Genomic DNA, 26451 nt, shown 5'->3' on the forward strand with positions numbered 1-26451 from the left:
CATAAGCCAGCGGATGCTGGCTTATTTTCTTTGCAGTTAAGACGGGCTCGTTGAAACATTCAACGTTTGGTGATTTTTTGTTCGCATGATTAGCCATAACTTTTTCATGAGAATGGTGTTTTATTCTGGTTGTAAATTTCATATCGCTATATTCATCTGGTTTTTAGATCCCACCTTGCTTTAAAACGTTATAAGCGTTTAAATTGCGCTTCAGGTGCTGTCATTACGACTGCATTTGCGCGGTAAATCGAAAAACAATTCTTCGCCGCATCGGTCCGGGAGCTTTTCCCGCTGAAATTGATAAAAAACGCCGCTTTATAATCCTCCGGGAAAGGCAAAAATTTTAATGTTTACAACATCACCATCCACAGGCAGTAAGACTTTATGACCCATCAGTTAAAATCGCGCGATATCATCGCCCTGGGCTTTATGACATTTGCGCTGTTCGTTGGCGCAGGCAATATTATCTTTCCTCCTATGGTCGGTTTGCAGGCGGGTGAACACGTCTGGACAGCCGCTATTGGTTTTCTGATTACCGCCGTAGGGCTACCGGTTCTTACTGTTGTGGCGCTGGCGAAAGTCGGCGGCGGCGTAGACAGCCTCAGTACGCCGATTGGCAAAGTGGCGGGACTCCTGCTGGCGACCGTTTGCTATCTGGCCGTCGGGCCGTTATTTGCGACGCCGCGTACCGCGACGGTGTCGTTTGAGGTCGGTATTGCTCCGTTGACCGGCGATTCTGCAATGCCGTTGCTGATTTACAGCGTGGTCTATTTCGCTATCGTTATTCTGGTTTCCCTCTATCCGGGTAAGCTGCTGGATACGGTGGGGAATTTCCTGGCGCCGTTGAAAATTATTGCGCTGGTCATCCTTTCCGTCGCGGCTATCGTTTGGCCTGCCGGTCCAATCAGCAACGCCCTGGACGCTTATCAGAATGCGGCCTTTTCTAACGGATTTGTGAACGGCTATCTGACGATGGATACGCTGGGCGCGATGGTGTTTGGTATCGTTATTGTGAACGCGGCGCGTTCTCGCGGCGTGACCGAAGCGCGCCTGTTGACGCGTTACACGGTCTGGGCCGGCCTGATGGCGGGCGTGGGGCTGACGCTGCTTTACCTTGCCTTGTTCCGCTTAGGTTCTGATAGCGCGACGCTGGTCGATCAGTCAGCGAACGGCGCGGCGATTCTTCATGCCTACGTTCAGCATACCTTTGGCGGCGCGGGAAGCTTCCTGCTGGCGGCGCTGATCTTTATCGCGTGTCTGGTGACGGCGGTGGGGCTGACCTGCGCCTGCGCTGAGTTTTTCGCGCAGTATATTCCACTGTCTTACCGCACGCTGGTCTTTATTCTCGGCGGCTTCTCTATGGTGGTGTCAAACCTTGGACTGAGCCATCTGATTCAAATCTCCATTCCGGTGCTGACGGCTATCTATCCGCCGTGTATCGCACTGGTTGTATTAAGTTTTACCCGCTCATGGTGGCATAATTCCACCCGCATCATCGCGCCGGCCATGTTTATCAGTCTGCTTTTTGGTATCCTTGACGGCATCAAAGCATCTGCCTTTGGCGATACGCTGCCAGCCTGGAGTCAGCGTTTACCGCTGGCGGAACAGGGACTGGCGTGGTTGATGCCAACGGTGGTGATGGTGATCCTGGCGATTATCTGGGATCGCGCGGCGGGTCGGCAGGTGACCTCCAGCGCTCACTAAAATCGCTGACATATGTGTACACCACGGGGCTTAACGCCCCGTGGTTTTTTATTGTGTTGATAGGTCAGAAATTGATGGAAAGCAATAATAAGCTAAAGCGTGGGCTGAGCACCCGGCACATTCGCTTTATGGCATTAGGTTCGGCAATCGGCACCGGCCTGTTTTACGGCTCGGCGGACGCCATCAAAATGGCGGGGCCGAGCGTGCTGTTGGCCTATATTATTGGCGGGGTCGCGGCATATATCATTATGCGCGCATTGGGGGAAATGTCCGTTCACAACCCTGCCGCCAGCTCATTTTCGCGCTATGCGCAGGAAAACCTCGGCCCGCTTGCGGGCTACATTACCGGCTGGACCTACTGTTTTGAGATCCTGATCGTCGCCATTGCCGACGTGACCGCGTTCGGCATTTACATGGGAGTCTGGTTCCCCGCCGTGCCGCACTGGATTTGGGTACTTAGCGTGGTGCTGATCATTTGCGCCATCAACCTGATGAGCGTCAAGGTGTTCGGCGAGCTGGAGTTTTGGTTCTCCTTCTTCAAAGTCGCCACCATTATTATCATGATTGTCGCGGGTATCGGCATCATTGTGTGGGGAATTGGCAACGGCGGGCAGCCGACCGGCATTCATAACCTGTGGAGCAACGGCGGCTTCTTCAGCAATGGCTGGCTGGGAATGATCATGTCGCTGCAAATGGTGATGTTCGCTTACGGCGGGATTGAGATTATCGGTATCACCGCCGGGGAAGCGAAAGACCCGGAGAAATCCATTCCGCGCGCTATTAACTCAGTACCGATGCGTATCCTGGTATTTTATGTCGGCACGCTGTTCGTCATTATGTCTATCTATCCGTGGAATCAGGTCGGCACAAACGGCAGTCCATTTGTGCTGACGTTCCAGCATATGGGGATTACCTTTGCCGCCAGCATTCTGAACTTTGTGGTATTGACCGCCTCGCTTTCCGCTATCAATTCTGATGTGTTTGGCGTAGGCCGTATGCTGCATGGTATGGCGGAGCAGGGGAGCGCGCCGAAAGTCTTTGCCAAAACGTCACGCCGTGGTATTCCGTGGGTTACTGTGCTGGTGATGACGATTGCGCTGCTGTTTGCGGTTTACCTGAACTACATCATGCCGGAAAACGTCTTCCTGGTGATTGCTTCGCTGGCGACGTTTGCGACGGTATGGGTATGGATTATGATCCTGCTGTCGCAAATCGCCTTCCGTCGTCGTTTACCGCCGGAAGAGGTAAAAGCGCTGAAATTTAAGGTGCCGGGCGGTGTCGTCACGACGATAGCGGGTCTGATTTTCCTGGTCTTCATTATTGCGCTTATCGGCTACCATCCGGATACCCGCATCTCACTGTATGTGGGCTTCGCCTGGATAGTTCTGCTGTTGATTGGCTGGATATTTAAACGCCGTCGCGACCGTCAATTGGCGCAGGCGTAGTCGTTTTTCTCTGCCTTATCCGGTCTGCAGGCAACGGTAGACCGGATAAGCGGAGCCGCTTCTCCTCCTGGAGCCTCCTCCCCTAATAAACCCCTGGATGATGAGTTATCCTTTAAATCTCTATGGCAAGGTGGCCCCATTTTCAGTAGAGGGGATACGAGATGTTGAATGCCTGGCACTTACCGGTTGCCCCATTTGTGAAGCAACATAACGATAAATTAACCATTACGCTGTGGCTGAGCGGAGAAAATCCGCCGTCTCGCGTGACGTTGCGCTCAGAATTCGATAATGAAGAAATCTCACTGGCGATGCGCAAACAGCGCCGCCAGCCGCAGCCGGGCGTGACGGCGTGGCGGGCGACGCTCAATATCGCGTTAGGGCAGCCCCGTCGCCGTTACAGCTTTAAATTGCTTTGGCACGACCGCCAGCTTTGGTTTACGCCACAGGGATTTAGCCGTTTTCCGCCTGCGCGTCTGGAACAATTTGCGGTTGATGTGCCGGATAGCGGCCCGCAGTGGGTCGCCGATCAAATTTTTTATCAGATCTTCCCGGATCGTTTTGCCCGCAGCGCGACGCGTGAAGCCGATCAGGACCGGGTGTATTACCATCATGCCGCAGGTCAGGAGATTGTGCTGCGCGACTGGGACGATCCTTTAACCCCCCTGGCGGGCGGTTCCACCTTTTACGGCGGCTGTCTGAATGGCATTTGTGAGAAGCTGCCGTATCTGAAAAAACTGGGCGTCACAGCGCTATATCTGAATCCGGTATTTACCGCGCCGAGCGTCCATAAGTACGACACGGAAGATTATCGTCATGTCGATCCGCAATTTGGCGGCGATCGGGCGCTGCTACGCCTGCGGCGTGAAACCCAGGCGCAGGGCATGAGGCTGGTGCTGGATGGCGTGTTTAACCATAGCGGCGACTCGCATGCGTGGTTTGACAGGCATAACCGCAGCACTGGCGGCGCGTGCCATCACCCGGACTCGCCGTGGCGCGACTGGTACTCCTTTTCACCACAAGGCGTGGCGCTGGACTGGCTGGGTTATCCGAGCCTGCCGAAACTCGATTATCAATCAGAAACGCTGGTGGATGAGATCTATCGCGGTGAGGACAGTATCGTTCGTCACTGGCTAAAGGCTCCGTGGAATATGGACGGCTGGCGGCTGGATGTCGTACATATGCTGGGCGAGGCGGGCGGGGCGCGTCATAATTTGCAGCACGTCGCCGGCATTACCCGGGCGGCAAAAGAAGCGCAGCCCGAAGCCTATATTGTGGGGGAGCATTTCGGCGATGCGCGGCAGTGGCTACAGGCCGATGCGGAAGATGCCGCCATGAATTATCGCGGCTTCACCTTCCCGCTGTGGGGATTTCTCGCCAATACTGATATCGCTTACGAACCACAGCATATTGATGCCCGGACCTGTATCGCGTGGATGGATAACTACCGCGCCGGGCTGTCACATCAGCAACAACTACGCATGTTTAATCAACTCGACAGCCATGATACTGCGCGCTTTAAAACCCTGCTGGGTAAAGACGCGGCGCGCCTGCCGCTGGCGGTGGTCTGGTTGTTTACCTGGCCCGGCGTGCCATGTATTTATTACGGCGATGAAGTCGGCGTGGACGGCGCAAATGACCCCATGTGCCGCAAACCATTCCCGTGGGATGAACGCAAGCAGGACGGCAACTTGCTGGCGCTGTACCAGCGCATGGCGAAACTGCGCCAGCGCAGTCTGGCGCTGCGTCGTGGCGGATGCCAGGCGCTGTATGCCGAAGGTGACGTAGTGGTATTCGTGCGAGTTTATCAGCAGCAGCGGGCGCTGGTGGCGATTAACCGGGGCGAGGCCTGTGAAGTGGCGCTGGAAGCGTTACCGTTGCTGAACGTGGCCGGATGGCAATGTAAAACGGGAAGCGGTAACATCCGCGAGGGAAGACTTAGTTTACCCGCGATTTCCGCGACCGTATGGATGAATCGTTGAGGCGAGGTGGTTCGTAACACCGCACGCATAAAAAAGGCTCGCATTCGCGAGCCTTTTATCAATGCACTGACTTACAGGCTGGAAATGTTCTCAGCCAGGTATTTAGCCACGCCGTCCGGAGAGGCGTTCATGCCTTCTTTGCCTTTTTCCCACTGCGCCGGGCAGACATCACCGTGCTCTTCGTGGAACTGCAGCGCGTCGACCATACGCAGCATTTCGTCGATATTACGACCCAGCGGCAGATCGTTTACGACCTGGTGGCGAACAATACCGTTAGCATCAATCAGGAAAGAGCCGCGCAGCGCAACGCCTTCGTCCGGATGTTCGATACCGTAAGCTTTCTGAATTTCACGCTTCACGTCGGCGACCATTGCGTATTTCACCGGGCCAATGCCGCCTTTATCGACAGGGGTGTTACGCCATGCGTTGTGGACAAACTCAGAGTCGAAAGAAACGCCGACTACTTCAACGCCGCGCTTCTGGAATTCTTCATAACGTTTATCAAAGGCGATCAGCTCAGACGGGCAAACAAAAGTGAAGTCCATCGGCCAGAAGAACAGAACGGTCGTTTTACCATTGGTGTGCTGTTTGAAGTTGAATTTATCAACAATCTCACCGCTACCCAGTACCGCCGCAGCGGTGAAATCCGGGGCCTGACGAGTAACCAGTACCATAATAATTCTCCTGCAATATTAAGGGTTTTAGAACGCAACGCGGGCAGTATAGGGAGGGCGAAGCGACAAAACAATGCGGTCTTGACAATCAATGAGACAGCTTTTGCCTATCGATCGGGTCATTATAAATCGTAATGATGACCCCTTTATGACAGCGAACGATCTTTCTGCCAACGGCGGATCTGACGCACGCCCTCGCTATCAGGCCGTCACAGCGCTTTGCGGGCGGCCTGTGCCATCATACGCGGATAAAAATGCCAGAAGCGCTCTTCTAACGCGTCGTAGTGCGCGTCCAGATCGTACCAGGAATCACGCAAGGCATCCAGCCGGGGACGGCGATTCGCCATGCCATTCAGCACGTTTTGAATGAAATCCATATCGCGATACCGCTCTAACCATTTTTCTGACCAAAGATAATCATTCAGGTTGACAAAGCGCGGCGGGGAGTCGGGCAGAATCGTCGCGACCTGCGCATGGGCGTAGCCGACAAACGCCTGAAGTGGAAAATCGGGAGAGATTTGCGTCCAGTGGCGCGATAAAAAATGATCCCACATGACGTCCAGCGTAATGGGCGCCACGCGCCGCGTTTCATGGCGGAACCACTCTCGCGCCTCACGAACTTCCGGCAGGTTGTCGGTCATGACGTCAATACGCCGATGCATATAAATACCCTCTACCACGTCAGGAGGATAATGCGTTGCCGGGTTACCGCGGACAAAATCGGCCAGCAGATTACCGGAAAGCGAGCTGTCGGCAAGGTGCGCCAGATGCAGGTGAGCAAGAAAATTCATTATTGATTCTCTGTCCAAAAAGCGGGTAACGGTTGCAGCGGGAACGCCCCGGCACTAGACTACCCGCCTCTTATTTTAGTCTGAGTCAGAGTCATGCGCGTTACCGATTTTTCCTTTGAACTACCCGAATCCCTGATTGCCCACTACCCACAGCCGGAACGCAGTCGCTGCCGTTTGCTGTCATTAGAGGGGCCGACGGGCGCGCTGACGCACGGTACTTTCACCGATCTGCTCGATAAGCTCAACCCTGGCGATTTGCTGGTCTTCAATAATACCCGCGTGATCCCGGCGCGGCTCTTTGGCCGTAAAGCCAGCGGCGGCAAGATAGAAGTGCTGGTCGAACGTATGCTCGATGATAAACGCATCCTGGCGCATATTCGCGCTTCTAAAGCGCCAAAACCGGGCACGGAACTGCTACTGGGCGACGACGAAAGTATCCACGCGACCATGACCGCGCGTCACGGCGCTCTGTTTGAAGTTGAGTTTAATGACCCGCGTCCGGTGCTGGATATTCTCAACGCCATCGGCCATATGCCGTTGCCGCCGTATATCGACCGTCCGGACGAGGACGCCGACCGCGAACTGTATCAGACGGTTTACAGTGAAAAACCGGGCGCCGTCGCCGCGCCGACCGCCGGGCTGCACTTTGATGAGCCGCTGCTGGCGGCGCTTCGTGAGAAAGGTGTCGAAATGGCGTTTGTTACGCTACACGTAGGCGCGGGCACTTTCCAGCCGGTGCGTGTCGATACCATTGAAGATCACATCATGCACTCCGAATATGCTGAGGTGCCGCAAGAGGTGGTCGACGCGGTGCTGGCGGCGAAAGCGCGCGGCAACCGGGTTATCGCCGTCGGCACCACCTCGGTACGCTCACTGGAAAGCGCGGCGCAGGCGGCAAAAAGCGATTTGATAGAGCCGTTCTTCGGCGATACGCAAATCTTTATTTATCCAGGTTATCAATACAAAGTGATTGATGCGCTGATCACCAACTTCCATCTGCCGGAATCGACGTTGATTATGCTGGTTTCCGCATTTGCCGGTTATCAACACACCATGAATGCCTATAAGACTGCGGTAGAACAAAAATATCGCTTTTTTAGCTACGGGGACGCGATGTTTATCACGTACAATCCGCAGGCTATTTCTGAGCGTCCGTAAGAAGGCTATCTCACTTGCCATTTTGACGCCGGGCAGTGCTCGCCATCCTCACGTACTGCGTGTACGCTCCGGTGGCTGTGCGCTGGTCGACCCCAAACTGGCTGCGCCGATGACGCCTTCGGGAATTTATTAGCTATGGAATCATTCCGTAGCGAGTCGTTAAACGTCGGACTGTTTTTCTGACGCAGGAGTGATAATGAAATTTGAGTTAGATACCACCGATGGTCGCGCGCGTCGCGGTCGTCTGGTGTTTGATCGTGGCGTAGTGGAAACGCCTGCTTTTATGCCTGTGGGTACTTACGGTACGGTAAAAGGCATGACGCCGGAAGAAGTGGAAGCGACCGGCGCGCAGATTATTCTCGGCAACACTTTCCACCTGTGGCTGCGCCCGGGTCAGGAAATCATGAAGCTGCATGGCGATCTGCACGATTTTATGCAGTGGAAAGGGCCGATTCTCACCGATTCCGGCGGCTTCCAGGTCTTCAGCCTCGGCGATATTCGTAAGATTACCGAGCAAGGCGTGCACTTCCGTAACCCGATCAACGGCGATCCGATTTTCCTCGATCCGGAAAAGTCGATGGAGATCCAGTACGATCTCGGTTCCGATATCGTGATGATCTTTGATGAATGTACGCCGTACCCGGCAGACTGGGACTATGCTAAACGCTCGATGGAGATGTCGTTGCGTTGGGCGAAGCGTAGCCGCGACCGTTTTGATAGCCTTGGCAATAAGAATGCGCTTTTTGGCATCATTCAGGGCAGCGTTTACGAAGATTTACGCGATATCTCGGTGAAAGGTCTGGTAGAGATTGGCTTTGATGGCTACGCTGTCGGCGGTTTGGCTGTCGGTGAGCCGAAAGCAGATATGCACCGCATTCTGGAGCACGTTTGCCCGCAGATCCCGGCTGACAAACCGCGTTACCTGATGGGCGTGGGTAAACCGGAAGATCTGGTGGAAGGGGTGCGTCGCGGTATTGATATGTTTGACTGTGTCATGCCAACGCGAAATGCCCGTAATGGTCATCTGTTTGTGACCGACGGCGTGGTGAAGATTCGTAATGCAAAGCATAAAAGCGACACCAGCCCGCTTGACGCCGAGTGCGATTGCTACACCTGTCGCAATTATTCACGCGCTTACTTGCATCATCTCGACCGTTGCAACGAAATATTAGGTGCGCGTCTCAATACCATTCATAACTTGCGTTACTACCAGCGTTTGATGGCGGGTTTACGCAAGGCTATTGAAGAGGGTAAATTAGAGAGCTTCGTAACCGAGTTTTACCAACGTCAGGGGCGACCCGTTCCACCTTTGAACGTTGATTAATTTTAATAATGAGGGAATTTGAATGAGCTTTTTTATTTCTGATGCGGTAGCGGCAACAGGTGCTCCAGCGCAGGGCAGCCCGATGTCTCTGATTTTAATGCTGGTGGTGTTTGGTCTGATTTTCTATTTCATGATCCTGCGCCCGCAGCAGAAGCGCACCAAAGAGCACAAAAAGCTGATGGACTCCATTGCGAAAGGTGATGAAGTTCTGACGAATGGCGGTCTGGTCGGTCGAGTGACCAAAGTAGCGGAAGCCGGCTACATTGCCATCGCGCTGAATGACACCACGGAAGTGGTTATCAAACGTGACTTCGTAGCTGCCGTTCTGCCGAAAGGCACCATGAAGGCGCTGTAATATTTCGTTTTCCCAAAGGGAACTGCCGTGTTAAACCGTTATCCTTTGTGGAAGTACATCATGCTGGTCGTCGTGATTATCGTCGGCCTGCTTTACGCACTTCCCAACCTGTATGGTGAGGATCCGGCTGTTCAAATCACTGGCGTGCGCGGCGTCGCCGCCAGTGAGCAAACGCTGATCCAGGTCCAGAAAACGTTACAAGAAGAAAAAATTCCCGCTAAGTCTGTGGCACTGGAAGAGGGCGCTATTCTTGCGCGCTTCGACACCACCGATACCCAGCTACGCGCCCGTGAAGCGCTGATGAGCGTGCTGGGGGATAAATATGTCGTGGCGCTTAACCTTGCGCCGGCTACGCCGCGCTGGTTGGCGGCTATTCACGCCGATCCGATGAAGCTCGGTCTTGATCTGCGCGGCGGCGTTCACTTCCTGATGGAAGTGGATATGGATACCGCGTTAGGTAAACTCCAGGAACAAAATATCGATAGTCTGCGCAGCGATCTGCGTGAAAAAGGCATTCCTTATACCACCGTTCGTAAAGAAAATAATTATGGGCTGAGCATCACGTTCCGTGACAGCAAAGCGCGTGATGAGGCGATCGCCTATCTGACGCCGCGTCATCGTGACCTGGTGATTTCCAGCCAGAGCGGCAATCAACTTCGCGCGGTAATGACCGATGCGCGCCTGAGCGAAGCGCGTGAATACGCCGTTCAGCAGAACATTAATATTCTGCGTAACCGTGTTAACCAACTGGGCGTCGCGGAGCCTGTCGTACAGCGTCAGGGCGCAGACCGTATTGTGGTTGAGCTGCCGGGTATCCAGGATACCGCTCGCGCGAAAGAAATTCTCGGCGCGACCGCGACGCTGGAATTCCGTCTGGTGAATACCAACGTTGACCAGGCCGCCGCTGCTGCCGGGCGCGTACCGGGTGATTCCGAAGTGAAACAGACCCGCGAAGGTCAGCCGGTGGTATTGTACAAACGCGTGATCCTCACCGGCGACCATATCACCGACTCGACGTCCAGCCAGGATGAATATAACCAACCGCAGGTTAACATCTCGCTGGATAGCGCAGGCGGCAATATCATGTCTAACTTCACTAAGGACAATATCGGCAAACCGATGGCGACCCTGTTTGTGGAGTATAAAGACAGCGGTAAGAAAGACGCTAACGGTCGCGCCGTACTGGTGAAACAGGAAGAGGTGATTAACATTGCCAACATCCAGTCCCGGCTGGGTAACAGCTTCCGTATTACCGGTATCAGCAACCCGAACGAAGCGCGTCAGCTCTCGTTGCTGCTGCGTGCGGGCGCCCTGATTGCGCCGATTCAGATCGTTGAAGAGCGCACCATTGGCCCGACTCTGGGTATGCAGAACATCAAGCAGGGCCTGGAAGCCTGTCTGGCCGGTCTGGTGGTCTCCATCCTGTTCATGATCTTCTTCTATAAGAAGTTTGGTCTGATTGCGACCAGCGCGTTAGTGGCTAACCTGGTGTTGATTGTCGGTATCATGTCGCTGTTGCCGGGGGCAACGCTCAGTATGCCGGGGATTGCGGGTATCGTGTTAACCCTTGCGGTGGCGGTCGACGCCAACGTTCTGATTAACGAACGTATCAAAGAAGAGTTGAGTAATGGCCGCACGGTACAGCAGGCGATAAACGAAGGCTATGCCGGCGCGTTCAGTTCCATCTTCGATGCGAACATCACGACGCTGATTAAAGTCATCATTCTGTATGCTGTCGGTACCGGGGCAATTAAAGGGTTCGCGATTACGACCGGTATCGGTGTGGCGACGTCGATGTTTACCGCGATTATCGGTACGCGTGCTATCGTAAACCTGCTATATGGCGGCAAGCGCGTCACTAAGCTGTCAATCTGAGGAGTGCGATGTGGCACAGGAATACACTGTTGAACAACTAAACCACGGCCGTAAAGTCTATGACTTTATGCGCTGGGACTTCTGGGCATTCGGCATCTCCGGGCTGTTGCTGATCGCGGCCATTGTCATTATGGGCGTACGCGGGTTTAACTGGGGGCTGGATTTCACCGGTGGTACGGTAATTGAAATCACGCTGGAAAAACCGGCTGAAATGGACGTGATGCGCGAAGCGCTGCAAAAAGCGGGCTATGAAGAGCCGCAGTTGCAGAACTTTGGCAGCAGTCACGACATTATGGTGCGTATGCCGCCAACCGAAGGTGAAACCGGCGGTCAGGTACTGGGTAGCAAAGTGGTGACGATCATTAATGAAGCCACCAACCAGAACGCGGCCGTGAAGCGTATTGAATTCGTGGGGCCAAGCGTGGGCGCCGATCTGGCGCAAACCGGCGCTATGGCGCTGCTGGTGGCGTTGATCTCTATCCTCGTTTATGTCGGTTTCCGCTTTGAGTGGCGACTGGCGGCAGGGGTGGTCATCGCGCTGGCGCACGACGTGATCATTACGCTGGGGATACTGTCGCTTTTCCATATCGAGATTGACCTGACCATTGTGGCATCGTTGATGTCGGTGATCGGTTACTCGCTGAACGACAGTATCGTGGTCTCCGACCGTATTCGTGAAAACTTCCGCAAAATCCGTCGCGGGACGCCTTACGAAATCTTTAACGTGTCGCTGACCCAGACGCTACACCGTACGTTGATTACCTCCGGTACGACGTTAGTGGTAATTCTGATGCTGTACCTCTTCGGCGGTCCGGTACTGGAAGGCTTCTCGCTGACGATGCTGATCGGTGTCTCTATTGGTACGGCATCTTCTATCTATGTCGCATCGGCGCTGGCGCTGAAACTCGGCATGAAGCGCGAGCATATGCTGCAGCAGAAAGTCGAAAAAGAAGGGGCGGATCAGCCGTCCATTCTGCCGTAAACACGTATTTAAGTGTTATCTGAATCCCGGTCATGCGATCGGGATTTTTTTTATGTACCATGACGATAAACATTACTGACAGTATGCTGTCAGGAGCCCTGTCATACACTCCTCATGAATTAACCCACACACGCAGGAGGATGTATGAAAAACTTGATTAACTGGTTTGAAATTCCAGTTACTGATATGGCGCGTGCAATCGCCTTTTATGAGCAAGTGATGCAGATATCGTTACGTCGGGAAACCATGGATGGGGTGGATCTGGCCGTATTCCCGTATGCTGAACCCGGACCCGGCGGAGCGCTGATAAAGCAGGATGATGTCGCTCCAGTTGCGCAGGGAGTCGTTATTTATCTGCATACCGCCGATTTGTTAGCCTCGATTGAACGTGTCGTCCTTGCTGGTGGTAAGTGTGTTCTGGAACCCATGGTTCCCGGAGATGACATTGGAACCATCGCGTTGTTTATTGACAGCGAAGGTAACCGAATAGGTTTACATCAACCTGCGTGATATTTGCTAAATGTAGAGAGTCAATATGACCAGACGCGCTGACCGTTTGTTTCAGATCGTGCAAATTTTGCGGGGTAGACGACTGACGACGGCAGCGCTGTTGGCACAGCGGCTTGCGGTTTCTGAACGGACAATTTATCGCGATATTCGCGATCTGTCGTTATCCGGTGTGCCTGTCGAAGGTGAAGCGGGGAGCGGATACCGTTTAATGGCGGGTTTTGATCTGCCGCCCTTGATGCTTACCCATCGTGAATCGGAAGCACTGATGGTGGCTATACGGTTATTGAAAACCTGGGGCGGCGATTCGCTATCGCGCGAGCTTGAATCCGCCCAGGAAAAAGTGTTGGCTATTTTACCGGAAGAGAGCCGTCGTAAAGCGGAGCAGACACGGATTTACGCTCCGGATTTGGGTACATCTCCACATTCGCGCAGCGCGTTTGATCTTATCCATCAGGCCGTTTCGGCGCAGCAGGTGTTGGCGCTACATTATCGTGATGAAGCGGGGCATCTATCTTCGCGGGATATACAACCGCTGGGATTGTTTTTCTGGGGAGAACACTGGCTACTGGTTGCCTGGTGTGAGAGACGGGAAGACTATCGGTGTTTTCGCCTCGATCGCTGTTTACAAATTACTCCGCTTAACCGGCGATTTCGTGAAACAATCGACCGTTCTTTGCGTGATTTTTTGCGTAAAGTTGAGCACGAAAAAATGCCGTAAGATGTGATAGCGATACTCCAACGCTTGTAAAACGGGTTGATTGGTCATCAGTTTGCCTGAAATAGCCTTCCTTACCTGGATATATAAGTTGCACAGAATCATTGCTAAAAGCCCGGCTTCGCGGGAAACTGCGCATAACTCTTTGTATTATTCAGGTACCTGTTAATTATGGCTATCATCCCCAAAAACTACGCGCGCCTGGAAAGCGGCTATCGTGAAAAAGCGCTGAAGCTGTTTCCGTGGGTGTGCGGACGCTGTTCCCGTGAGTTTGTGTATTCAAATCTGCGTGAGCTGACGGTGCATCATATCGATCATGACCACACCAATAACCCGGAAGACGGCAGCAACTGGGAGCTATTGTGCCTCTACTGCCACGATCACGAGCATTCCAAATATACCGAAGCCGATCAGTACGGTTCGACGGTCATTGCCGGGGAAGATGCGCAAAAAGATGTCGGCGAGGCGACTTATAACCCGTTTGCCGATCTGAAAGCGATGATGAACAAAAAGAAATAAGCAGACTGCTGACAAAGCTGTTGGTGCTGTTGAATGTTAGGTTACGCTTCGCTCCACACAACGGAATCCGCAATATAAATGAATTATTGGTTTTCGTAGGTCGGATGCAATCCGACATTTTTTCAGCCCCGGAGTTTGTCGTCAGCCCCCAAACGTCCTGTAACGCATACATTGTCACTGGAATCCCGATCGCAAGGTTGGGATTTTTTTGTTTTTAAGTCCTGCCGATACTGGCGAGCAGAATAGAATCAGCGGTAAGCCGGGGCAACCCGGTGAGGCGCAATGTTGCGGGGGCTTGATCCCCGGTGGCCTTGTCGCTGGAAAGAGAAAACCCCCGCACATTGTTCGGTATTCACCGGCAACATTACGGGGGCTAACTTGACCCTAGACAAGTTGAGGATAGCCGCGAACCGTTGCCATTGCAACAAAGGCGGCAATATGACGCTCACAGAGTTGAGCATTACTATCTGGCACGATCTGGCGGCACCAACGCTGGTCGGGATTGCGACAGGTCTGTTTTTAGGCTGGTGGCATCGCCGGAAGTAATGTGAAGTGGGCGCGACTCGCCGCCGCATGGCAGCATGCGCCCGAAACGGGCCAGAGGGCGACCTCTGGCCTTTTTTGCAGGTTTAGAAGTTATAACCCACGACCAGGTAGCCGCCCCAGCCGGTAGATTTCGCGCTGAAATCGCCGTCGCCCCAGTTCAGTTTTGCGCCATTCTGCCACTGTCCGCCGTTATGGAAGTAACGCGCAACGACCGAGTAGTGCCAGTGATCGTAGTTCAGCGCCAGGATATGGCTGGAAGCGATGGAGTTGCTGGTACGGTTCGGATCGTCGCCTAAATCAGATCCCCAGTCAAAGTTGGTAAAGCCGATATAGCTCAGTTTACCGCCCCACAGATCGGTGATGGGGACGAAGTATTTCACTTTGAAACGGTAGCCGTCCCATTCGTTTTCATTGGAAGCGCCGTAGTTTTGCCACTGATATTTCGCATACACGTTCAGCGACAGGCCCATCGGCAGGCCGGTGTCGATATCGGTCCCCAGACCCATATACCACGTGCTCTGGCGGCTGGCTTTGTTATCGCCCATATCGTAGATGTAGTTGTTGGCGAAATACCACTCTTTAAACGGGCCGAAGCTCAGGTCTGCGCCGGTCAGCTTATCAATCGAGAAACGCGGCTCGATTTCCATGAACAGCGGAGAACCGTCGGACCAGATACCTTTATCGTTGCCGTTACCCCAATCAAAGGTTTTGGGAATATCGATATAGCCGTAGAAATCAAACCAGTCTTTTTTGGCAAATGCTTCATATTCAGATAGACGTCGTTGTTCAATTTCGGCGAGAAACGGGTATGGTAGCTGCCTACCACGTTTACGCTCTGGTGCCACCAGTCGGACAAATACTGCGGCTGATCATTTTCTGCTGCGTTAGCAGTAAAAGATGAGGTGAGCGCCAGCGCTGCGCTGACTGCGAGTAAAGTTTTTTTCATATGTATGCCACTGTTTGAAATCCCTTACGGGAGTGAAAAGAACGCAATTTGCGTTTCTAAATATTTCGTGTTTCTGCGGAGCCTATTATAAAAATCATTGCTCACAAAAATATGTCTTGTTTCACATATCTATCATTTACGTAATCGATTGCGTTCACGTTTGCGCATTTTAGACGCGGCGACAGTACTATCTTTCATGAATATTAACAATCCGTGTCATAAATTACGGAAATGTCAGTAGGGCAACAAAAGTCGCGCAGGGGATGTTGCGGAACGCACAAAACGCTCCGCCAGAACGTTTATTGATTAACAGGCTGAATATCATGGATGCGAATGAAGCCTAACTGCGCCGGTGTGATCCCCTTCAACGGTAACGAAATATTGACATCACTGGGCGCCAGCAAACTGGCAGGGGCATTTACCAGAAGGCTCTGTGCATTCACCTCCTGATAGTTCTCCGTAGTGCCCTGAAGTTGCCCGTACTCTACGGTAGCGCTGAATGCCGGCAGCGGATCGCGGGACTCGCCCTGAATGCGTAACGTTGCGTGAGCGCCGTCTGCGACAGGCGTAATCTCCAGCAACGTCATACGTAGCGTACCGATCTGACTCTCCAGCCGGGCAGGCGTATTGGCGCCAGGCAACAAATAGACGCCGCGGGTTGACTCCGCATTCAGCTTATTTTGTTGGGTAATTTTTACCGTTTCCTGATTCAGTTGGGTCATCTCTTTATTCAGGGTGCTAATGCTTTGATGCATCTGGCGAACTTCGCTCTGCGGCGCGCAGGCGGTCAGGCTCAAGAGACTTCCCACCAGGAGAATTCTTAGGTAACGTCTTGTCATGTCGATCATTTCCTTCGTGGTCCGATAGCGTAATGGTAGTGCGCTATACGCACAAAGGCACCGATCCTTTATCTCAAAAGCGCTCCGCCTTTGTTGTCGCGCCAGTTCAGGGTAAAATAGTGTTTTCTAAATCATCTGGTCAGGACGCCGTATGCATTGCCCATTTTGTTTCGCCGTAGATACCAAAGTCATTGACTCTCGTCTTGTAGGCGAGGGCTCGTCCGTGCGCCGCCGTCGGCAGTGTCTGGTGTGTAATGAACGCTTTACGACCTTTGAAGTGGCTGAACTGGTCATGCCGCGCGTGATAAAAAGCAACGATGTGCGCGAACCCTTTAATGAGGATAAGCTGCGTAGCGGCATGTTGAGAGCGCTGGAAAAAAGACCCGTCAGCGCAGATGATGTTGAAATGGCATTGAACCATATTAAGTCACAATTACGAGCCACTGGGGAGCGTGAAGTTCCCAGCAAGATGATTGGCAACCTGGTCATGGAGCAGCTGAAAAAACTCGATAAAGTCGCGTATATTCGCTTTGCCTCCGTCTATCGCAGTTTCGAAGATATCAAAGACTTTGGCGAAGAAATCGCTCGCCTACAGGACTAAGCCATGCAGGATGAGTTTTACATGGCGCGAGCGCTCAAACTGGCGCAGCGTGGACGTTTCACCACTCACCCGAACCCTAATGTCGGCTGTGTCATTGTTAACAATGGCGACATCGTCGGCGAAGGTTATCACCATCGCGCCGGAGAGCCGCACGCCGAGGTCCATGCGCTGCGGATGGCGGGCGCAAAAGCCAAAGGCGCAACCGCCTATGTCACGCTTGAACCCTGTAGCCATCATGGGCGAACGCCGCCATGTTGCGATGCGCTGATTGCGGCCGGCGTCGCGCGCGTGGTCGCCGCGATGCAGGACCCGAACCCACAGGTCGCCGGGCGCGGGCTGTATCGCCTGCAACAGGCGGGTATTGCGGTCAGCCACGGGTTAATGATGAGTGAAGCGGAGGCGCTCAATAAAGGCTTCCTCAAGCGGATGCGTACCGGATTCCCTTATCTTCAGCTTAAACTGGGCGCCTCCGTGGATGGACGGACGGCGATGGCCAGCGGCGAAAGCCAGTGGATCACCTCGCCGCAGGCCCGGCGTGACGTTCAGCGCTTGCGTGCGCAAAGTCACGCTATCTTAACCAGTAGCGCGACGGTATTGGCTGACGATCCGGCCTTGACGGTGCGTTGGACGGAGTTAGACGCCTCTACGCAGGCGTCTTACCCGCAGGAAAATCTGCGCCAGCCGGTGCGAATTGTTATCGACAGCCAAAACCGGGTAACGCCTGCGCATCGTATTGTGCAGCAGCCTGGTGAAACGTGGATTGCGCGTACCCAGGAAGATAGCCGCACGTGGCCCGATTCGGTTCGTACTATCAGCGTGCCGGCGCACAACGGACATTTGGATCTGGTTGTACTGATGATGCAGTTAGGCAGGCAGCAGATTAATAGCATATGGGTTGAAGCCGGACCGGGACTGGCGGGCGCGTTGCTGCAAGCCGGGCTGGTGGATGAACTGATTGTCTATGTCGCGCCTAAATTGTTGGGAACCCAGGCGCGGGGATTATGCGAATTGCCGGGGCTTGAGAAGCTCGCCGACGCGCCGCAATTTACCTTCAGCGAAATACGTCATGTCGGCCCGGATGTTTGCCTGCATATGGTGAGCGCATGAGTTCTCCCGTCGAAAGGGGAGCAGCGCTCAAATTATTATGATAAAATCCGCCCCCCTGCGGGGCCAAATGAACCCTGGAAGAGAGAATATGAACATTATTAAAGCTAACGTTGCAGCCCCTGACGCTCGTGTCGCCATCACTATTGCGCGTTTCAATCAGTTTATCAACGACAGCCTGCTGGATGGCGCGGTTGATGCCCTGACGCGTATTGGTCAGGTAAAAGATGATAATATTACCGTAGTGTGGGTGCCTGGCGCCTATGAACTGCCGCTGGCGACCGAAGCGCTGGCGAAAAGCGGTAAATATGACGCCGTGGTTGCGCTGGGAACCGTGATTCGCGGGGGGACTGCGCACTTTGAATATGTGGCAGGCGGCGCCAGCAATGGCCTGGCAAGCGTTGCCCAGGACAGCGGCGTGCCGGTAGCCTTTGGTGTTCTGACCACCGAGAGTATTGAACAAGCCATCGAACGTGCTGGTACAAAAGCCGGTAATAAAGGCGCAGAAGCTGCGCTGACCGCGCTTGAAATGATTAATGTATTGAAAGCCATTAAGGCCTGATTTTTTGTAAGGGGAATTCCGTGAAACCTGCTGCTCGTCGCCGCGCCCGTGAGTGTGCCGTCCAGGCGCTTTACTCCTGGCAGTTGTCCCAGAACGACATCGCTGATGTTGAATACCAGTTCCTGGCGGAACAGGACGTAAAAGACGTCGACGTTCTCTATTTCCGTGAACTGCTATCCGGGGTGGCGACTAACAGCGCGTACCTGGATGGTTTAATGAAACCGTATCTGTCCCGCCTGCTTGAAGAGCTGGGACAGGTTGAAAAAGCCGTGCTGCGTATTGCGTTGTTTGAGCTGTCAAAACGCAGCGATGTGCCTTATAAAGTGGCCATCAACGAAGCGATTGAACTGGCGAAAACCTTTGGCGCTGAAGACAGCCACAAATTCGTCAACGGCGTACTGGATAAAGCAGCTCCGGTGATTCGTCCCAACAAAAAGTGATTCACAGGCCGGAAAGATAGCGGGCGATGGATGATACCCGCCGTCTCCGGCCTTTTCTTTTTTTCTGCTGAGGCATAACGTATGGCATGTGGCGAGTTTTCCCTGATTGCCCGTTATTTTGACCGTGTAAGAAGCTCTCGTCTTGATGTTGAAACCGGTATTGGCGACGATTGCGCGCTCCTGAATATTCCTGAAAAACAGACCCTGGCGATCAGTACCGATACGCTGGTGGCGGGCATCCATTTCTTACCCGATATCGATCCTGCCGATCTGGCGTATAAAGCGCTGGCGGTGAATTTAAGCGATCTGGCGGCGATGGGCGCCGATCCGGCATGGTTAACGCTGGCGCTCACGCTTCCTGACGTCGATGAGGCGTGGCTTGCCGCGTTCAGCGACAGCCTGTTTGAACAACTGGATTACTACGACATGCAGCTCATTGGCGGCGATACCACGCGCGGCCCGCTGTCGATGACGCTCGGTATTCATGGCCTTGTGCCAGCCGGCCGGGCGCTGAAACGTTCTGGCGCAAAACCGGGCGACTGGATTTATGTTACTGGCACGTTGGGCGATAGCGCTGCCGGGCTGGCGATTCTACGGGGTGATTTTCGCGTGGGAAGCTGGGGGGATGCCGACTATCTGGTCAAACGCCATCTGCGCCCGACGCCGCGTATTTTACAAGGGCAGGCGCTACGCGATCTCGCCAGTTCGGCGATCGATCTTTCCGACGGTTTGATCTCCGATCTTGGTCACATTCTTCAAGCCAGCAACTGCGGCGCGCGAATCGATTTGGAGGCGCTGCCTGACTCCGAAGAACTGTGGGGACATGCCAATGATCCCGAACAAAAGCTTCGCTGGATGTTATCCGGCGGCGAAGATTATGAACTGTGCTTTACCGTCCCGGAGCTGAACCGTGGCGCGCTGGATGTCGCGCTTGGTCATCTGGGCGTGCCGTTTACCTGTATCGGGCAAATGACGGCGGATATCGAAGGGATCGCCTTTGTGCGTGACGGAGAACCTGTCACTTTTGACTGGAAAGGATATGATCATTTTGCCACGCCATAAAGATGTTGCGAAAAGCCGCCTGAATTTGCGCAATCCGTGGCATCTGCTCGCTACCGGCTTTGGCAGCGGGCTGAGCCCCGTGGTGCCGGGCACGATGGGCTCGCTGGCGGCGATCCCCTTCTGGTATTTGATGACGTTTCTGCCGTGGCAGCTTTATTCGCTGGTCGTGATGTTTGGGATCTGCATTGGCGTTTATCTTTGCCATCAGACGGCGAAAGATATGGGCATACACGACCACGGCAGTATTGTCTGGGATGAATTTATCGGTATGTGGATAACGCTAATGGCGTTGCCGACGACGGACTGGCAGTGGGTGGCAGCCGGGTTCGTTATTTTCCGCATTCTGGATATGTGGAAACCCTGGCCGATCCGTTGGTTTGATCGCAACGTGCACGGCGGCATGGGGATTATGATCGATGATATAGTCGCCGGGGTGATATCCGCCGGCATACTGTATTTTATCGGTCATCACTGGCCGCTCGGTATTATTTAAAGGGTTTGCCGGATGGCGGCGTAAACGCCTTATCCGGCCTACCCCCGAACAATATGTCGATTTCACAGGCCCGATAAGCGCCGCGCCATCGGGCAATGGCGGATTATTTAAATCCCACCACCGGATGCTGTTTGTACGGTGTTTCGAGTTCGGCAATCTGCTCCGGTTTGAGCGTTAAATCAACGGCATTCAGCAACTCATCTAACTGCTCTTCACGCGAAGCGCCGATAATCGGCGCGGCGACGCCTCGTTTACTGAGTAGCCAGGCCAGCGCGACCTGCGCTCGCGTTGCGCCAAGCGCCTCGCTGACGCCAGCCAGCCGTTCCGCTATTTGCGCATCATTTTTATCGCTTTCAGCGTATAAATTTTTGCCCACGTCATCCGAGACCAGCCGGGCCGTGTTTTCTCCCCAGGGGCGAGTTAAGCGCCCGCGCGCCAGCGGGCTCCACGGAATCACGGCGACGCCTTCCTGCCAGCACAGCGGTAGCATCTCACGCTCTTCCTCGCGGTAGATCAGGTTATAGTGATCCTGCATGGTGACAAACGGCGCCCAGCCGTGTTGTTTTTGTAGCGCCAGCGCCTGGGCAAATTGTGAGGCGTGCATTGAGGAAGCGCCGATATAGCGGGCTTTACCCGCCTTCACCACGTCGTTTAGCGCTTCCAGAGTTTCTTCTATCGGCGTGGTGTAATCCCAGCGGTGGATTTGCAGGATATCGACATACTCCATTCCCAGACGGGTGAGGCTATCGTCAATAGAGCGCAGGATTTGCGCGCGGGACAATCCTTCCGGCAGATCGCCGACGCGATGGAAGACTTTCGTCGCTACCACCACCTCGTCGCGCCGGGCGAAATCACGCAGCGCGCGGCCGACAATCTCTTCGCTGCTGCCGTCGGAATAGCTGTTGGCGGTATCAAAAAAGTTAATGCCGCCCTCAAGGGCGCGCTTGATGATGGGACGGCTGCTCTCTTCGGGAAGCGTCCAGGCGTGATTGCCGCGACTCGGCTCGCCGAATGTCATACAGCCCAGACAAAGGCGGGACACCCGAAGATCTGTATTTCCTAACGTGTTGTATTGCATGACTCCGCTCCTGTTATACCCGTCACTCTTTAAGCATAGCAGGAGCAAAGAGGGGATTATGCCTGCCAGGCCTTGATTTTGGCTTCAATGCCTGCGGCGTCGAGCCCCAGTTCCGCGCGGGCTTCTTCCTGCGTTCCTTGCGGGATAAAGAAATCCGGAAGACCGATATTCAGCACAGGTACAGGTTTACGATGGGCCATTAGCACTTCGTTTACGCCGCTGCCAGCGCCGCCCATAATGGCGTTTTCTTCCAGCGTCACCAGCGCGTCATGCTGCGTGGCCATCTCCAGAATTAACGTGTCGTCCAGCGGTTTAACAAAGCGCATGTCGACCAGCGTGGCGTTCAACGCTTCGGCGACTTTCGCCGCCTCTGGTATTAAGGTGCCAAAGTTCAGAATCGCCAGTTTTTCGCCATGACGCTTCACAACGCCTTTACCAATAGGCAGTTTTTCCAGCGGGGTTAGCGCCACGCCCTGCGCATTACCGCGTGGATAACGTACTGCCGTCGGGCCGTCGTTATAGTGATACCCGGTAAATAACATCTGGCGACATTCGTTTTCGTCACTTGGCGTCATGATCACCATATCCGGGATGCAGCGCAGATAGGAGAGATCGAACGCGCCCTGGTGCGTTTGTCCATCCGCGCCAACGATACCGGCGCGATCGATGGCGAACATGACCGGCAGTTTCTGGATAGCGACGTCATGGATAACCTGATCGTAGGCGCGTTGCAGGAAAGTAGAGTAGATCGCCACGACGGGCTTATAGCCGCCAATCGCCAGACCTGCGGCGAAGGTGACGGCATGCTGCTCGGCGATGGCGACGTCAAAATAGCGATCCGGGAATTTACGTGAAAATTCCACCATGCCGGAACCTTCGCGCATTGCCGGGGTGATCGCCATCAGCTTGCTGTCTTTGGCGGCGGTTTCACACAGCCAGTCACCGAAGATTTTTGAATAACCTGGCAGACCGCCGCTGCTTTTCGGCAAACATCCGCTGGAAGGATCAAATTTAGGCACCGCATGGAAAGTGATCGGATCTTTTTCCGCGGGCTCATAGCCGCGGCCTTTCTTGGTCATGATATGCAGGAACTGCGGGCCTTTCAGGTCGCGCATGTTCTTCAATGTGCTGATAAGCCCCATGACATCGTGACCATCGACCGGCCCGATGTAGTTAAAGCCCAGCTCTTCGAACAGTGTGCCCGGCACAACCATGCCTTTAATATGTTCTTCGGTACGCTTGAGCAGTTCTTTAATTGGCGGTACGCCGGAGAAGACCTTTTTTCCGCCTTCGCGCAGAGAAGAGTAAAGCTTACCGGAAAGTAGCTGCGCCAGATGGTTGTTGAGCGCGCCGACGTTTTCCGAAATCGACATTTCATTGTCGTTCAGAATGACCAGCATGTCGGGCCGGATATCGCCTGCGTGATTCATTGCTTCAAACGCCATACCGGCGGTGATGGCGCCGTCGCCAATCACACAGACGGTGCGGCGATCTTTGCCTTCTTTCTCCGCCGCTACGGCAATACCGATACCGGCGCTGATGGAGGTGGAGGAATGCCCAACGCTCAGCACATCGTATTCGCTTTCTCCGCGCCACGGGAACGGGTGCAGACCGCCTTTCTGGCGAATGGTGCCGATTTTGTCGCGACGACCGGTAAGGATTTTATGTGGATAAGCCTGGTGTCCAACATCCCAGATTAGCTGGTCAAACGGGGTGTTGTAGACATAATGCAGCGCCACGGTAAGTTCTACCGTGCCCAGCCCGGAAGCGAAGTGCCCGCTGGAACGGCTTACGCTGTCGAGTAAGTAGCGGCGTAGCTCGTCGCAGAGTTTCGGCAGACTCTCTTTCGGTAACAGTCGTAACTCCTGGGTGGAGTCGACCAATGCCAGGGTAGGGTATTTGGCTATATCAAAACTCATCGCAAGCTCATTGGATATGGGGTTTATTTATCACGCTGGATTATGTAGTTCGCTAGCGCTTCCAGTGCCGAGGTGTCCAGTGATTGCGCGGCCAGCTGATGTAACGACTGACGGGCGTCCTCTATCAGGTCCCGGGCTTTATTCCGGGCTTGCTCAAGACCCAGAAGTGCAGGGTAGGTACTTTTGCCAAGCTGCTGGTCTGCGCCCTGACGTTTACCTAACGTTGCAGTATCGCCCACCACATCCAGAATGTCATCCTGAACCTGGAAGGCAAGGCCGATACTCTCTGCATAGCGGTCAAGTATCGGCAGAGTATTCCGTCCTTTATCGCCCGCGCTCAACGCGCCAAGTCTAACGGCGGCGCGAATGAGCGCGCCGGTCTTATGGCGATGAATGCGTTCCAGCGCGTCCAGAGTGATCCGCTGGCCTTCTGCCGCCAGATCCAATGCCTGACCGCCGCACATACCGGCGATACCGCTGGCGTTTGCCAGTTCGGCGATCATCGCGATACGATCGCGATCGGCGACTTCCGGCATCGGCGCGTCGCTGATAATGGCAAACGCCAGCGTCTGCAACGCGTCTCCCGCCAGGATTGCGTTGGCTTCGCCAAATTTAATATGGCAAGTCGGCAGGCCGCGACGCAAATCGTCATCGTCCATTGCTGGCAGGTCGTCATGGATCAGCGAATAGGCATGAATGCATTCGACCGCCGCAGCTGGCGCATCCAGCGTTGCCGTACTGACGCCAAACATTTGACCGGTGGCGTAAACCAGAAATGGCCGCAGGCGTTTACCGCCTAATAATGCGCCATACTGCATGGCTTCGACCACGGGAGTGTTCTGAAAGGGCAGTGGCGCGATAAAACGGCTCAGCGCCTGATTCGCTTGCGTTACGCAAGCCTGTAGCTGCTGCGTAAAGTCCATTTACTCATTATCCGCGATAAAAGGCTCAGGTGAAGCCTCTTCATTATCAGACAGCAAAATTTGCACGCGCTGTTCCGCCTGCTGCAGTTTTGCCTGCCCCTGACGCGCCAGTTGTACGCCGCGCTCGAATTCATTCAGCGCGTCTTCCAGCGGCAAATCGCCGCTTTCCAGGCGGGTAACAATATGTTCCAGCTCGCTCAGCGCAGTTTCAAAGCTGGCGGGCGCCTCATTTTTCTTCGGCATGATGACTGTTTGACTCTCTGTAATGGCAGCACAAGTCTATGGTAACGGACTCACACTGATAAGCAAATAACGCGCAATGGTAAGGGGAAATGCGCAAGATGTCCGTGATAGTGATATACTTCCGCGCCTGGATGCAGCCGTAGGTATGGGCTGCTGTACTATTTCTCCACGACAAGCCTTAGATTGCTTGCTAAAGAACCATTGCCGCCATGAAGTTTATCATTAAATTGTTCCCGGAAATCACTATCAAAAGCCAATCTGTGCGTTTGCGCTTTATAAAAATTTTAACCGGGAACATCCGTAACGTTTTAAAGCACTACGATGAGACCCTCGCGGTTGTCCGTCACTGGGATAACATTGAAGTTCGCGCCAAAGATGAAAACCAGCGTCTGGCGATTCGCGACGCGCTGACCCGCATTCCGGGGATTCACCATATTCTTGAAGTCGAAGATGTGCCGTTCACCGATATGCACGACATTTTCGAGAAAGCGTTGGCGCAGTATCGCGAGCAGCTTGAAGGTAAAACCTTCTGCGTGCGCGTAAAACGTCGCGGTAAGCATGAGTTTAGTTCCATTGAGGTGGAGCGCTATGTCGGCGGCGGATTAAATCAGCATATTGAATCGGCGCGCGTGAAGCTCACTAACCCGGATGTGACGGTGCATCTGGAAGTGGAAGATGATCGCCTGCTGTTGATCAAAGGGCGTTATGAAGGTATTGGCGGTTTCCCGATTGGCACCCAGGAAGACGTGCTGTCGCTGATCTCCGGCGGTTTTGACTCCGGCGTCTCCAGCTATATGCTGATGCGTCGCGGCTGCCGCGTACACTACTGCTTCTTTAACCTTGGCGGCGCGGCGCATGAAATCGGCGTTCGCCAGGTGGCGCATTACCTGTGGAACCGCTTTGGCAGCTCCCATCGCGTGCGTTTTGTGGCGATTAACTTCGAACCGGTGGTCGGCGAGATTCTGGAGAAAGTTGACGACGGCCAGATGGGCGTGGTGCTCAAACGTATGATGGTACGCGCGGCGTCGAAAGTAGCGGAACGTTACGGCGTACAGGCGCTGGTGACCGGCGAAGCGCTGGGCCAGGTGTCCAGCCAGACGCTAACCAATTTGCGCTTGATCGATAACGTGTCTGACACGCTGATCCTGCGCCCGCTGATCTCTTACGATAAAGAGCACATTATCAACCTGGCGCGCCAGATTGGTACGGAAGATTTTGCCCGTACGATGCCGGAATACTGTGGCGTGATTTCAAAAAGTCCGACGGTGAAAGCCATTAAAGCGAAAATTGAAGCCGAAGAAGAAAATTTCGACTTCAGTATTCTCGATAAGGTGGTCGAAGAAGCGAACAACGTCGATATTCGTGAAATCGCCCAGCAGACCCAGCAGGAGGTGGTGGAAGTAGAAACCGTGAGCGGTTTTGGCGCCAACGATGTGATTCTGGATATCCGTTCTGTCGACGAGCAGGATGACAAGCCGCTGAAAGTGGAAGGCGTCGACGTGGTTTCGCTGCCTTTCTACAAGCTGAGCACTAAATTTGGCGACCTCGATCAGAGCAAAACCTGGCTGCTATGGTGCGAACGCGGCGTAATGAGTCGCCTGCAGGCGCTCTATCTGCGCGAGCAGGGGTTTGCCAATGTGAAGGTGTATCGTCCGTAATTCCTT

The 26451-nt window shown here is 54.0% G+C and carries 26 protein-coding genes and 1 pseudogene; 19 read left to right on the forward strand and 8 right to left on the reverse strand.

Features of this window, described 5'->3' with window-relative positions; genetic code table 11:
- The first annotated feature begins 384 nt into the window (after nucleotides 1–384).
- The 3 genes from brnQ to malZ all read left to right on the forward strand — a co-directional run bounded on the left by brnQ (nucleotide 385) and on the right by malZ (nucleotide 5128).
- A complete protein-coding gene (gene brnQ / locus EOS97_RS15645) occupies nucleotides 385–1704 on the forward strand; it encodes a branched-chain amino acid transporter carrier protein BrnQ (protein ID WP_127836171.1) in 1320 nt (439 codons plus the stop codon).
- A gap of 74 nt (nucleotides 1705–1778) precedes the next feature.
- Nucleotides 1779–3149 (forward strand): proline-specific permease ProY, encoded by a 1371-nt coding sequence (proY, locus tag EOS97_RS15650; protein ID WP_001555879.1) that lies wholly within the window; start codon nucleotides 1779–1781, stop codon nucleotides 3147–3149.
- A 161-nt stretch (nucleotides 3150–3310) separates the two neighbouring features.
- Entirely contained in the window at nucleotides 3311–5128 is a 1818-nt protein-coding gene (malZ, locus tag EOS97_RS15655; RefSeq protein ID WP_000930722.1) for a maltodextrin glucosidase, read from the forward strand.
- A 71-nt stretch (nucleotides 5129–5199) separates the two neighbouring features.
- Here the strand turns inward: malZ and EOS97_RS15660 are convergent, their stop codons facing one another.
- Nucleotides 5200–5802 (reverse strand): peroxiredoxin, encoded by a 603-nt coding sequence (locus tag EOS97_RS15660; RefSeq protein WP_000244731.1) that lies wholly within the window; start codon nucleotides 5800–5802, stop codon nucleotides 5200–5202.
- Nucleotides 5803–6011: 209 nt separating this feature from the next.
- A complete protein-coding gene (gene acpH / locus EOS97_RS15665; RefSeq protein ID WP_001009858.1) occupies nucleotides 6012–6593 on the reverse strand; it encodes an ACP phosphodiesterase in 582 nt (193 codons plus the stop codon).
- 93 nt (nucleotides 6594–6686) lie between these two features.
- Between acpH and queA the strand changes: the two genes are divergently transcribed.
- The 9 genes from queA (at nucleotide 6687) to EOS97_RS15715 (ending at nucleotide 14577) form a co-directional block, all read left to right on the forward strand.
- Nucleotides 6687–7751: a tRNA preQ1(34) S-adenosylmethionine ribosyltransferase-isomerase QueA gene (queA, locus tag EOS97_RS15670; RefSeq protein ID WP_001266530.1), complete on the forward strand. Its 1065-nt coding sequence runs from the start codon at nucleotides 6687–6689 to the stop codon at nucleotides 7749–7751.
- A 196-nt stretch (nucleotides 7752–7947) separates the two neighbouring features.
- Nucleotides 7948–9075, forward strand: coding sequence for a tRNA guanosine(34) transglycosylase Tgt (tgt, locus tag EOS97_RS15675; RefSeq protein ID WP_000667305.1), 1128 nt, complete (start codon nucleotides 7948–7950; stop codon nucleotides 9073–9075).
- Nucleotides 9076–9097: 22 nt separating this feature from the next.
- A complete protein-coding gene (gene yajC / locus EOS97_RS15680) occupies nucleotides 9098–9430 on the forward strand; it encodes a preprotein translocase subunit YajC (protein ID WP_000007628.1) in 333 nt (110 codons plus the stop codon).
- Nucleotides 9431–9457: 27 nt separating this feature from the next.
- Entirely contained in the window at nucleotides 9458–11305 is a 1848-nt protein-coding gene (secD, locus tag EOS97_RS15685) for a protein translocase subunit SecD (protein ID WP_000934811.1), read from the forward strand.
- A gap of 10 nt (nucleotides 11306–11315) precedes the next feature.
- Nucleotides 11316–12287 carry a protein translocase subunit SecF gene (gene secF / locus EOS97_RS15690; protein WP_000046629.1) on the forward strand — a complete coding sequence of 324 codons (972 nt, stop codon included), beginning with the start codon at nucleotides 11316–11318 and terminating at the stop codon, nucleotides 12285–12287.
- Nucleotides 12288–12431: 144 nt separating this feature from the next.
- The gene (locus tag EOS97_RS15695) at nucleotides 12432–12797 is read left to right on the forward strand and encodes a VOC family protein (protein ID WP_000793038.1); all 366 of its coding nucleotides are present in this window, start codon (nucleotides 12432–12434) and stop codon (nucleotides 12795–12797) included.
- 25 nt (nucleotides 12798–12822) lie between these two features.
- Nucleotides 12823–13515: a YafY family protein gene (locus tag EOS97_RS15700; protein WP_000198318.1), complete on the forward strand. Its 693-nt coding sequence runs from the start codon at nucleotides 12823–12825 to the stop codon at nucleotides 13513–13515.
- A 168-nt stretch (nucleotides 13516–13683) separates the two neighbouring features.
- Nucleotides 13684–14031 (forward strand): HNH nuclease YajD, encoded by a 348-nt coding sequence (gene yajD, locus EOS97_RS15705; RefSeq protein WP_000974818.1) that lies wholly within the window; start codon nucleotides 13684–13686, stop codon nucleotides 14029–14031.
- Between the two features lie 438 nt (nucleotides 14032–14469).
- The gene (locus EOS97_RS15715; protein WP_000176312.1) at nucleotides 14470–14577 is read left to right on the forward strand and encodes a type I toxin-antitoxin system toxin Ldr family protein; all 108 of its coding nucleotides are present in this window, start codon (nucleotides 14470–14472) and stop codon (nucleotides 14575–14577) included.
- A gap of 83 nt (nucleotides 14578–14660) precedes the next feature.
- On the opposite strand, the pseudogene EOS97_RS15720 reads toward EOS97_RS15715, so the two are convergent.
- Nucleotides 14661–15523, reverse strand: a pseudogene (locus EOS97_RS15720) (nucleoside-specific channel-forming protein Tsx).
- Between the two features lie 299 nt (nucleotides 15524–15822).
- Nucleotides 15823–16362 (reverse strand): DUF3251 domain-containing protein, encoded by a 540-nt coding sequence (locus EOS97_RS15725; RefSeq protein ID WP_000198488.1) that lies wholly within the window; start codon nucleotides 16360–16362, stop codon nucleotides 15823–15825.
- A gap of 151 nt (nucleotides 16363–16513) precedes the next feature.
- Between EOS97_RS15725 and nrdR the strand changes: the two genes are divergently transcribed.
- From nrdR to pgpA, 6 genes are all read left to right on the forward strand, one after another.
- On the forward strand, nucleotides 16514–16963 hold the full coding sequence (gene nrdR, locus EOS97_RS15730) for a transcriptional regulator NrdR (protein ID WP_000543533.1): 450 nt from the start codon (nucleotides 16514–16516) through the stop codon (nucleotides 16961–16963).
- Between the two features lie 3 nt (nucleotides 16964–16966).
- Entirely contained in the window at nucleotides 16967–18070 is a 1104-nt protein-coding gene (gene ribD / locus EOS97_RS15735; RefSeq protein WP_001150222.1) for a bifunctional diaminohydroxyphosphoribosylaminopyrimidine deaminase/5-amino-6-(5-phosphoribosylamino)uracil reductase RibD, read from the forward strand.
- Nucleotides 18071–18158: 88 nt separating this feature from the next.
- Nucleotides 18159–18629 carry a 6,7-dimethyl-8-ribityllumazine synthase gene (ribE, locus tag EOS97_RS15740; RefSeq protein ID WP_001021372.1) on the forward strand — a complete coding sequence of 157 codons (471 nt, stop codon included), beginning with the start codon at nucleotides 18159–18161 and terminating at the stop codon, nucleotides 18627–18629.
- A gap of 20 nt (nucleotides 18630–18649) precedes the next feature.
- Nucleotides 18650–19069, forward strand: a complete 420-nt coding sequence (gene nusB / locus EOS97_RS15745; protein ID WP_000801129.1) for a transcription antitermination factor NusB — start codon at nucleotides 18650–18652, stop codon at nucleotides 19067–19069.
- Nucleotides 19070–19150: 81 nt separating this feature from the next.
- Nucleotides 19151–20131, forward strand: a complete 981-nt coding sequence (thiL, locus tag EOS97_RS15750) for a thiamine-phosphate kinase (protein ID WP_000752133.1) — start codon at nucleotides 19151–19153, stop codon at nucleotides 20129–20131.
- Nucleotides 20109–20624 carry a phosphatidylglycerophosphatase A gene (pgpA, locus tag EOS97_RS15755; RefSeq protein WP_000584834.1) on the forward strand — a complete coding sequence of 172 codons (516 nt, stop codon included), beginning with the start codon at nucleotides 20109–20111 and terminating at the stop codon, nucleotides 20622–20624. Before thiL ends, pgpA begins: the two co-directional genes overlap by 23 nt.
- Nucleotides 20625–20727: 103 nt before the next feature.
- Here pgpA and EOS97_RS15760 read toward each other — a convergent pair whose 3' ends face one another.
- The 4 genes from EOS97_RS15760 to xseB are packed head-to-tail and all read right to left on the reverse strand — an operon-like array spanning nucleotide 20728 to nucleotide 24787.
- A complete protein-coding gene (locus EOS97_RS15760; RefSeq protein ID WP_001199862.1) occupies nucleotides 20728–21702 on the reverse strand; it encodes an aldo/keto reductase in 975 nt (324 codons plus the stop codon).
- A gap of 56 nt (nucleotides 21703–21758) precedes the next feature.
- On the reverse strand, nucleotides 21759–23621 hold the full coding sequence (dxs, locus tag EOS97_RS15765) for a 1-deoxy-D-xylulose-5-phosphate synthase (RefSeq protein ID WP_000006783.1): 1863 nt from the start codon (nucleotides 23619–23621) through the stop codon (nucleotides 21759–21761).
- A 23-nt stretch (nucleotides 23622–23644) separates the two neighbouring features.
- Nucleotides 23645–24544, reverse strand: coding sequence for a (2E,6E)-farnesyl diphosphate synthase (gene ispA / locus EOS97_RS15770; RefSeq protein ID WP_000348074.1), 900 nt, complete (start codon nucleotides 24542–24544; stop codon nucleotides 23645–23647).
- Nucleotides 24545–24787, reverse strand: a complete 243-nt coding sequence (xseB, locus tag EOS97_RS15775; RefSeq protein ID WP_001124944.1) for an exodeoxyribonuclease VII small subunit — start codon at nucleotides 24785–24787, stop codon at nucleotides 24545–24547.
- Nucleotides 24788–24996: 209 nt separating this feature from the next.
- On the opposite strand from xseB, the gene thiI reads away from it, so the two are divergent.
- On the forward strand, nucleotides 24997–26445 hold the full coding sequence (gene thiI / locus EOS97_RS15780; RefSeq protein WP_000668648.1) for a tRNA uracil 4-sulfurtransferase ThiI: 1449 nt from the start codon (nucleotides 24997–24999) through the stop codon (nucleotides 26443–26445).
- Nucleotides 26446–26451 lie beyond the last annotated feature (6 nt).

The organism is Salmonella sp. SSDFZ54 (genome assembly GCF_004010735.1).
In the GTDB taxonomy this organism is placed as follows: domain Bacteria; phylum Pseudomonadota; class Gammaproteobacteria; order Enterobacterales; family Enterobacteriaceae; genus Salmonella; species Salmonella enterica.

What these genes read in the sequence shown, in the direction of transcription:
- brnQ (WP_127836171.1), top strand. Translation starts at nt 385, where the DNA reads ATGACCCATCAGTTAAAATCGCGCGATATCATCGCCCTGGGCTTTATG.
- proY (WP_001555879.1), top strand. Translation starts at nt 1,779, where the DNA reads ATGGAAAGCAATAATAAGCTAAAGCGTGGGCTGAGCACCCGGCACATT.
- malZ (WP_000930722.1), top strand. Translation starts at nt 3,311, where the DNA reads ATGTTGAATGCCTGGCACTTACCGGTTGCCCCATTTGTGAAGCAACAT.
- EOS97_RS15660 (WP_000244731.1), bottom strand. Translation starts at nt 5,802, where the DNA reads ATGGTACTGGTTACTCGTCAGGCCCCGGATTTCACCGCTGCGGCGGTA.
- acpH (WP_001009858.1), bottom strand. Translation starts at nt 6,593, where the DNA reads ATGAATTTTCTTGCTCACCTGCATCTGGCGCACCTTGCCGACAGCTCG.
- queA (WP_001266530.1), top strand. Translation starts at nt 6,687, where the DNA reads ATGCGCGTTACCGATTTTTCCTTTGAACTACCCGAATCCCTGATTGCC.
- tgt (WP_000667305.1), top strand. Translation starts at nt 7,948, where the DNA reads ATGAAATTTGAGTTAGATACCACCGATGGTCGCGCGCGTCGCGGTCGT.
- yajC (WP_000007628.1), top strand. Translation starts at nt 9,098, where the DNA reads ATGAGCTTTTTTATTTCTGATGCGGTAGCGGCAACAGGTGCTCCAGCG.
- EOS97_RS15695 (WP_000793038.1), top strand. Translation starts at nt 12,432, where the DNA reads ATGAAAAACTTGATTAACTGGTTTGAAATTCCAGTTACTGATATGGCG.
- EOS97_RS15700 (WP_000198318.1), top strand. Translation starts at nt 12,823, where the DNA reads ATGACCAGACGCGCTGACCGTTTGTTTCAGATCGTGCAAATTTTGCGG.
- yajD (WP_000974818.1), top strand. Translation starts at nt 13,684, where the DNA reads ATGGCTATCATCCCCAAAAACTACGCGCGCCTGGAAAGCGGCTATCGT.
- EOS97_RS15715 (WP_000176312.1), top strand. Translation starts at nt 14,470, where the DNA reads ATGACGCTCACAGAGTTGAGCATTACTATCTGGCACGATCTGGCGGCA.
- EOS97_RS15725 (WP_000198488.1), bottom strand. Translation starts at nt 16,362, where the DNA reads ATGACAAGACGTTACCTAAGAATTCTCCTGGTGGGAAGTCTCTTGAGC.
- nrdR (WP_000543533.1), top strand. Translation starts at nt 16,514, where the DNA reads ATGCATTGCCCATTTTGTTTCGCCGTAGATACCAAAGTCATTGACTCT.
- ribD (WP_001150222.1), top strand. Translation starts at nt 16,967, where the DNA reads ATGCAGGATGAGTTTTACATGGCGCGAGCGCTCAAACTGGCGCAGCGT.
- ribE (WP_001021372.1), top strand. Translation starts at nt 18,159, where the DNA reads ATGAACATTATTAAAGCTAACGTTGCAGCCCCTGACGCTCGTGTCGCC.
- thiL (WP_000752133.1), top strand. Translation starts at nt 19,151, where the DNA reads ATGGCATGTGGCGAGTTTTCCCTGATTGCCCGTTATTTTGACCGTGTA.
- pgpA (WP_000584834.1), top strand. Translation starts at nt 20,109, where the DNA reads ATGATCATTTTGCCACGCCATAAAGATGTTGCGAAAAGCCGCCTGAAT.
- EOS97_RS15760 (WP_001199862.1), bottom strand. Translation starts at nt 21,702, where the DNA reads ATGCAATACAACACGTTAGGAAATACAGATCTTCGGGTGTCCCGCCTT.
- dxs (WP_000006783.1), bottom strand. Translation starts at nt 23,621, where the DNA reads ATGAGTTTTGATATAGCCAAATACCCTACCCTGGCATTGGTCGACTCC.
- ispA (WP_000348074.1), bottom strand. Translation starts at nt 24,544, where the DNA reads ATGGACTTTACGCAGCAGCTACAGGCTTGCGTAACGCAAGCGAATCAG.
- xseB (WP_001124944.1), bottom strand. Translation starts at nt 24,787, where the DNA reads ATGCCGAAGAAAAATGAGGCGCCCGCCAGCTTTGAAACTGCGCTGAGC.
- thiI (WP_000668648.1), top strand. Translation starts at nt 24,997, where the DNA reads ATGAAGTTTATCATTAAATTGTTCCCGGAAATCACTATCAAAAGCCAA.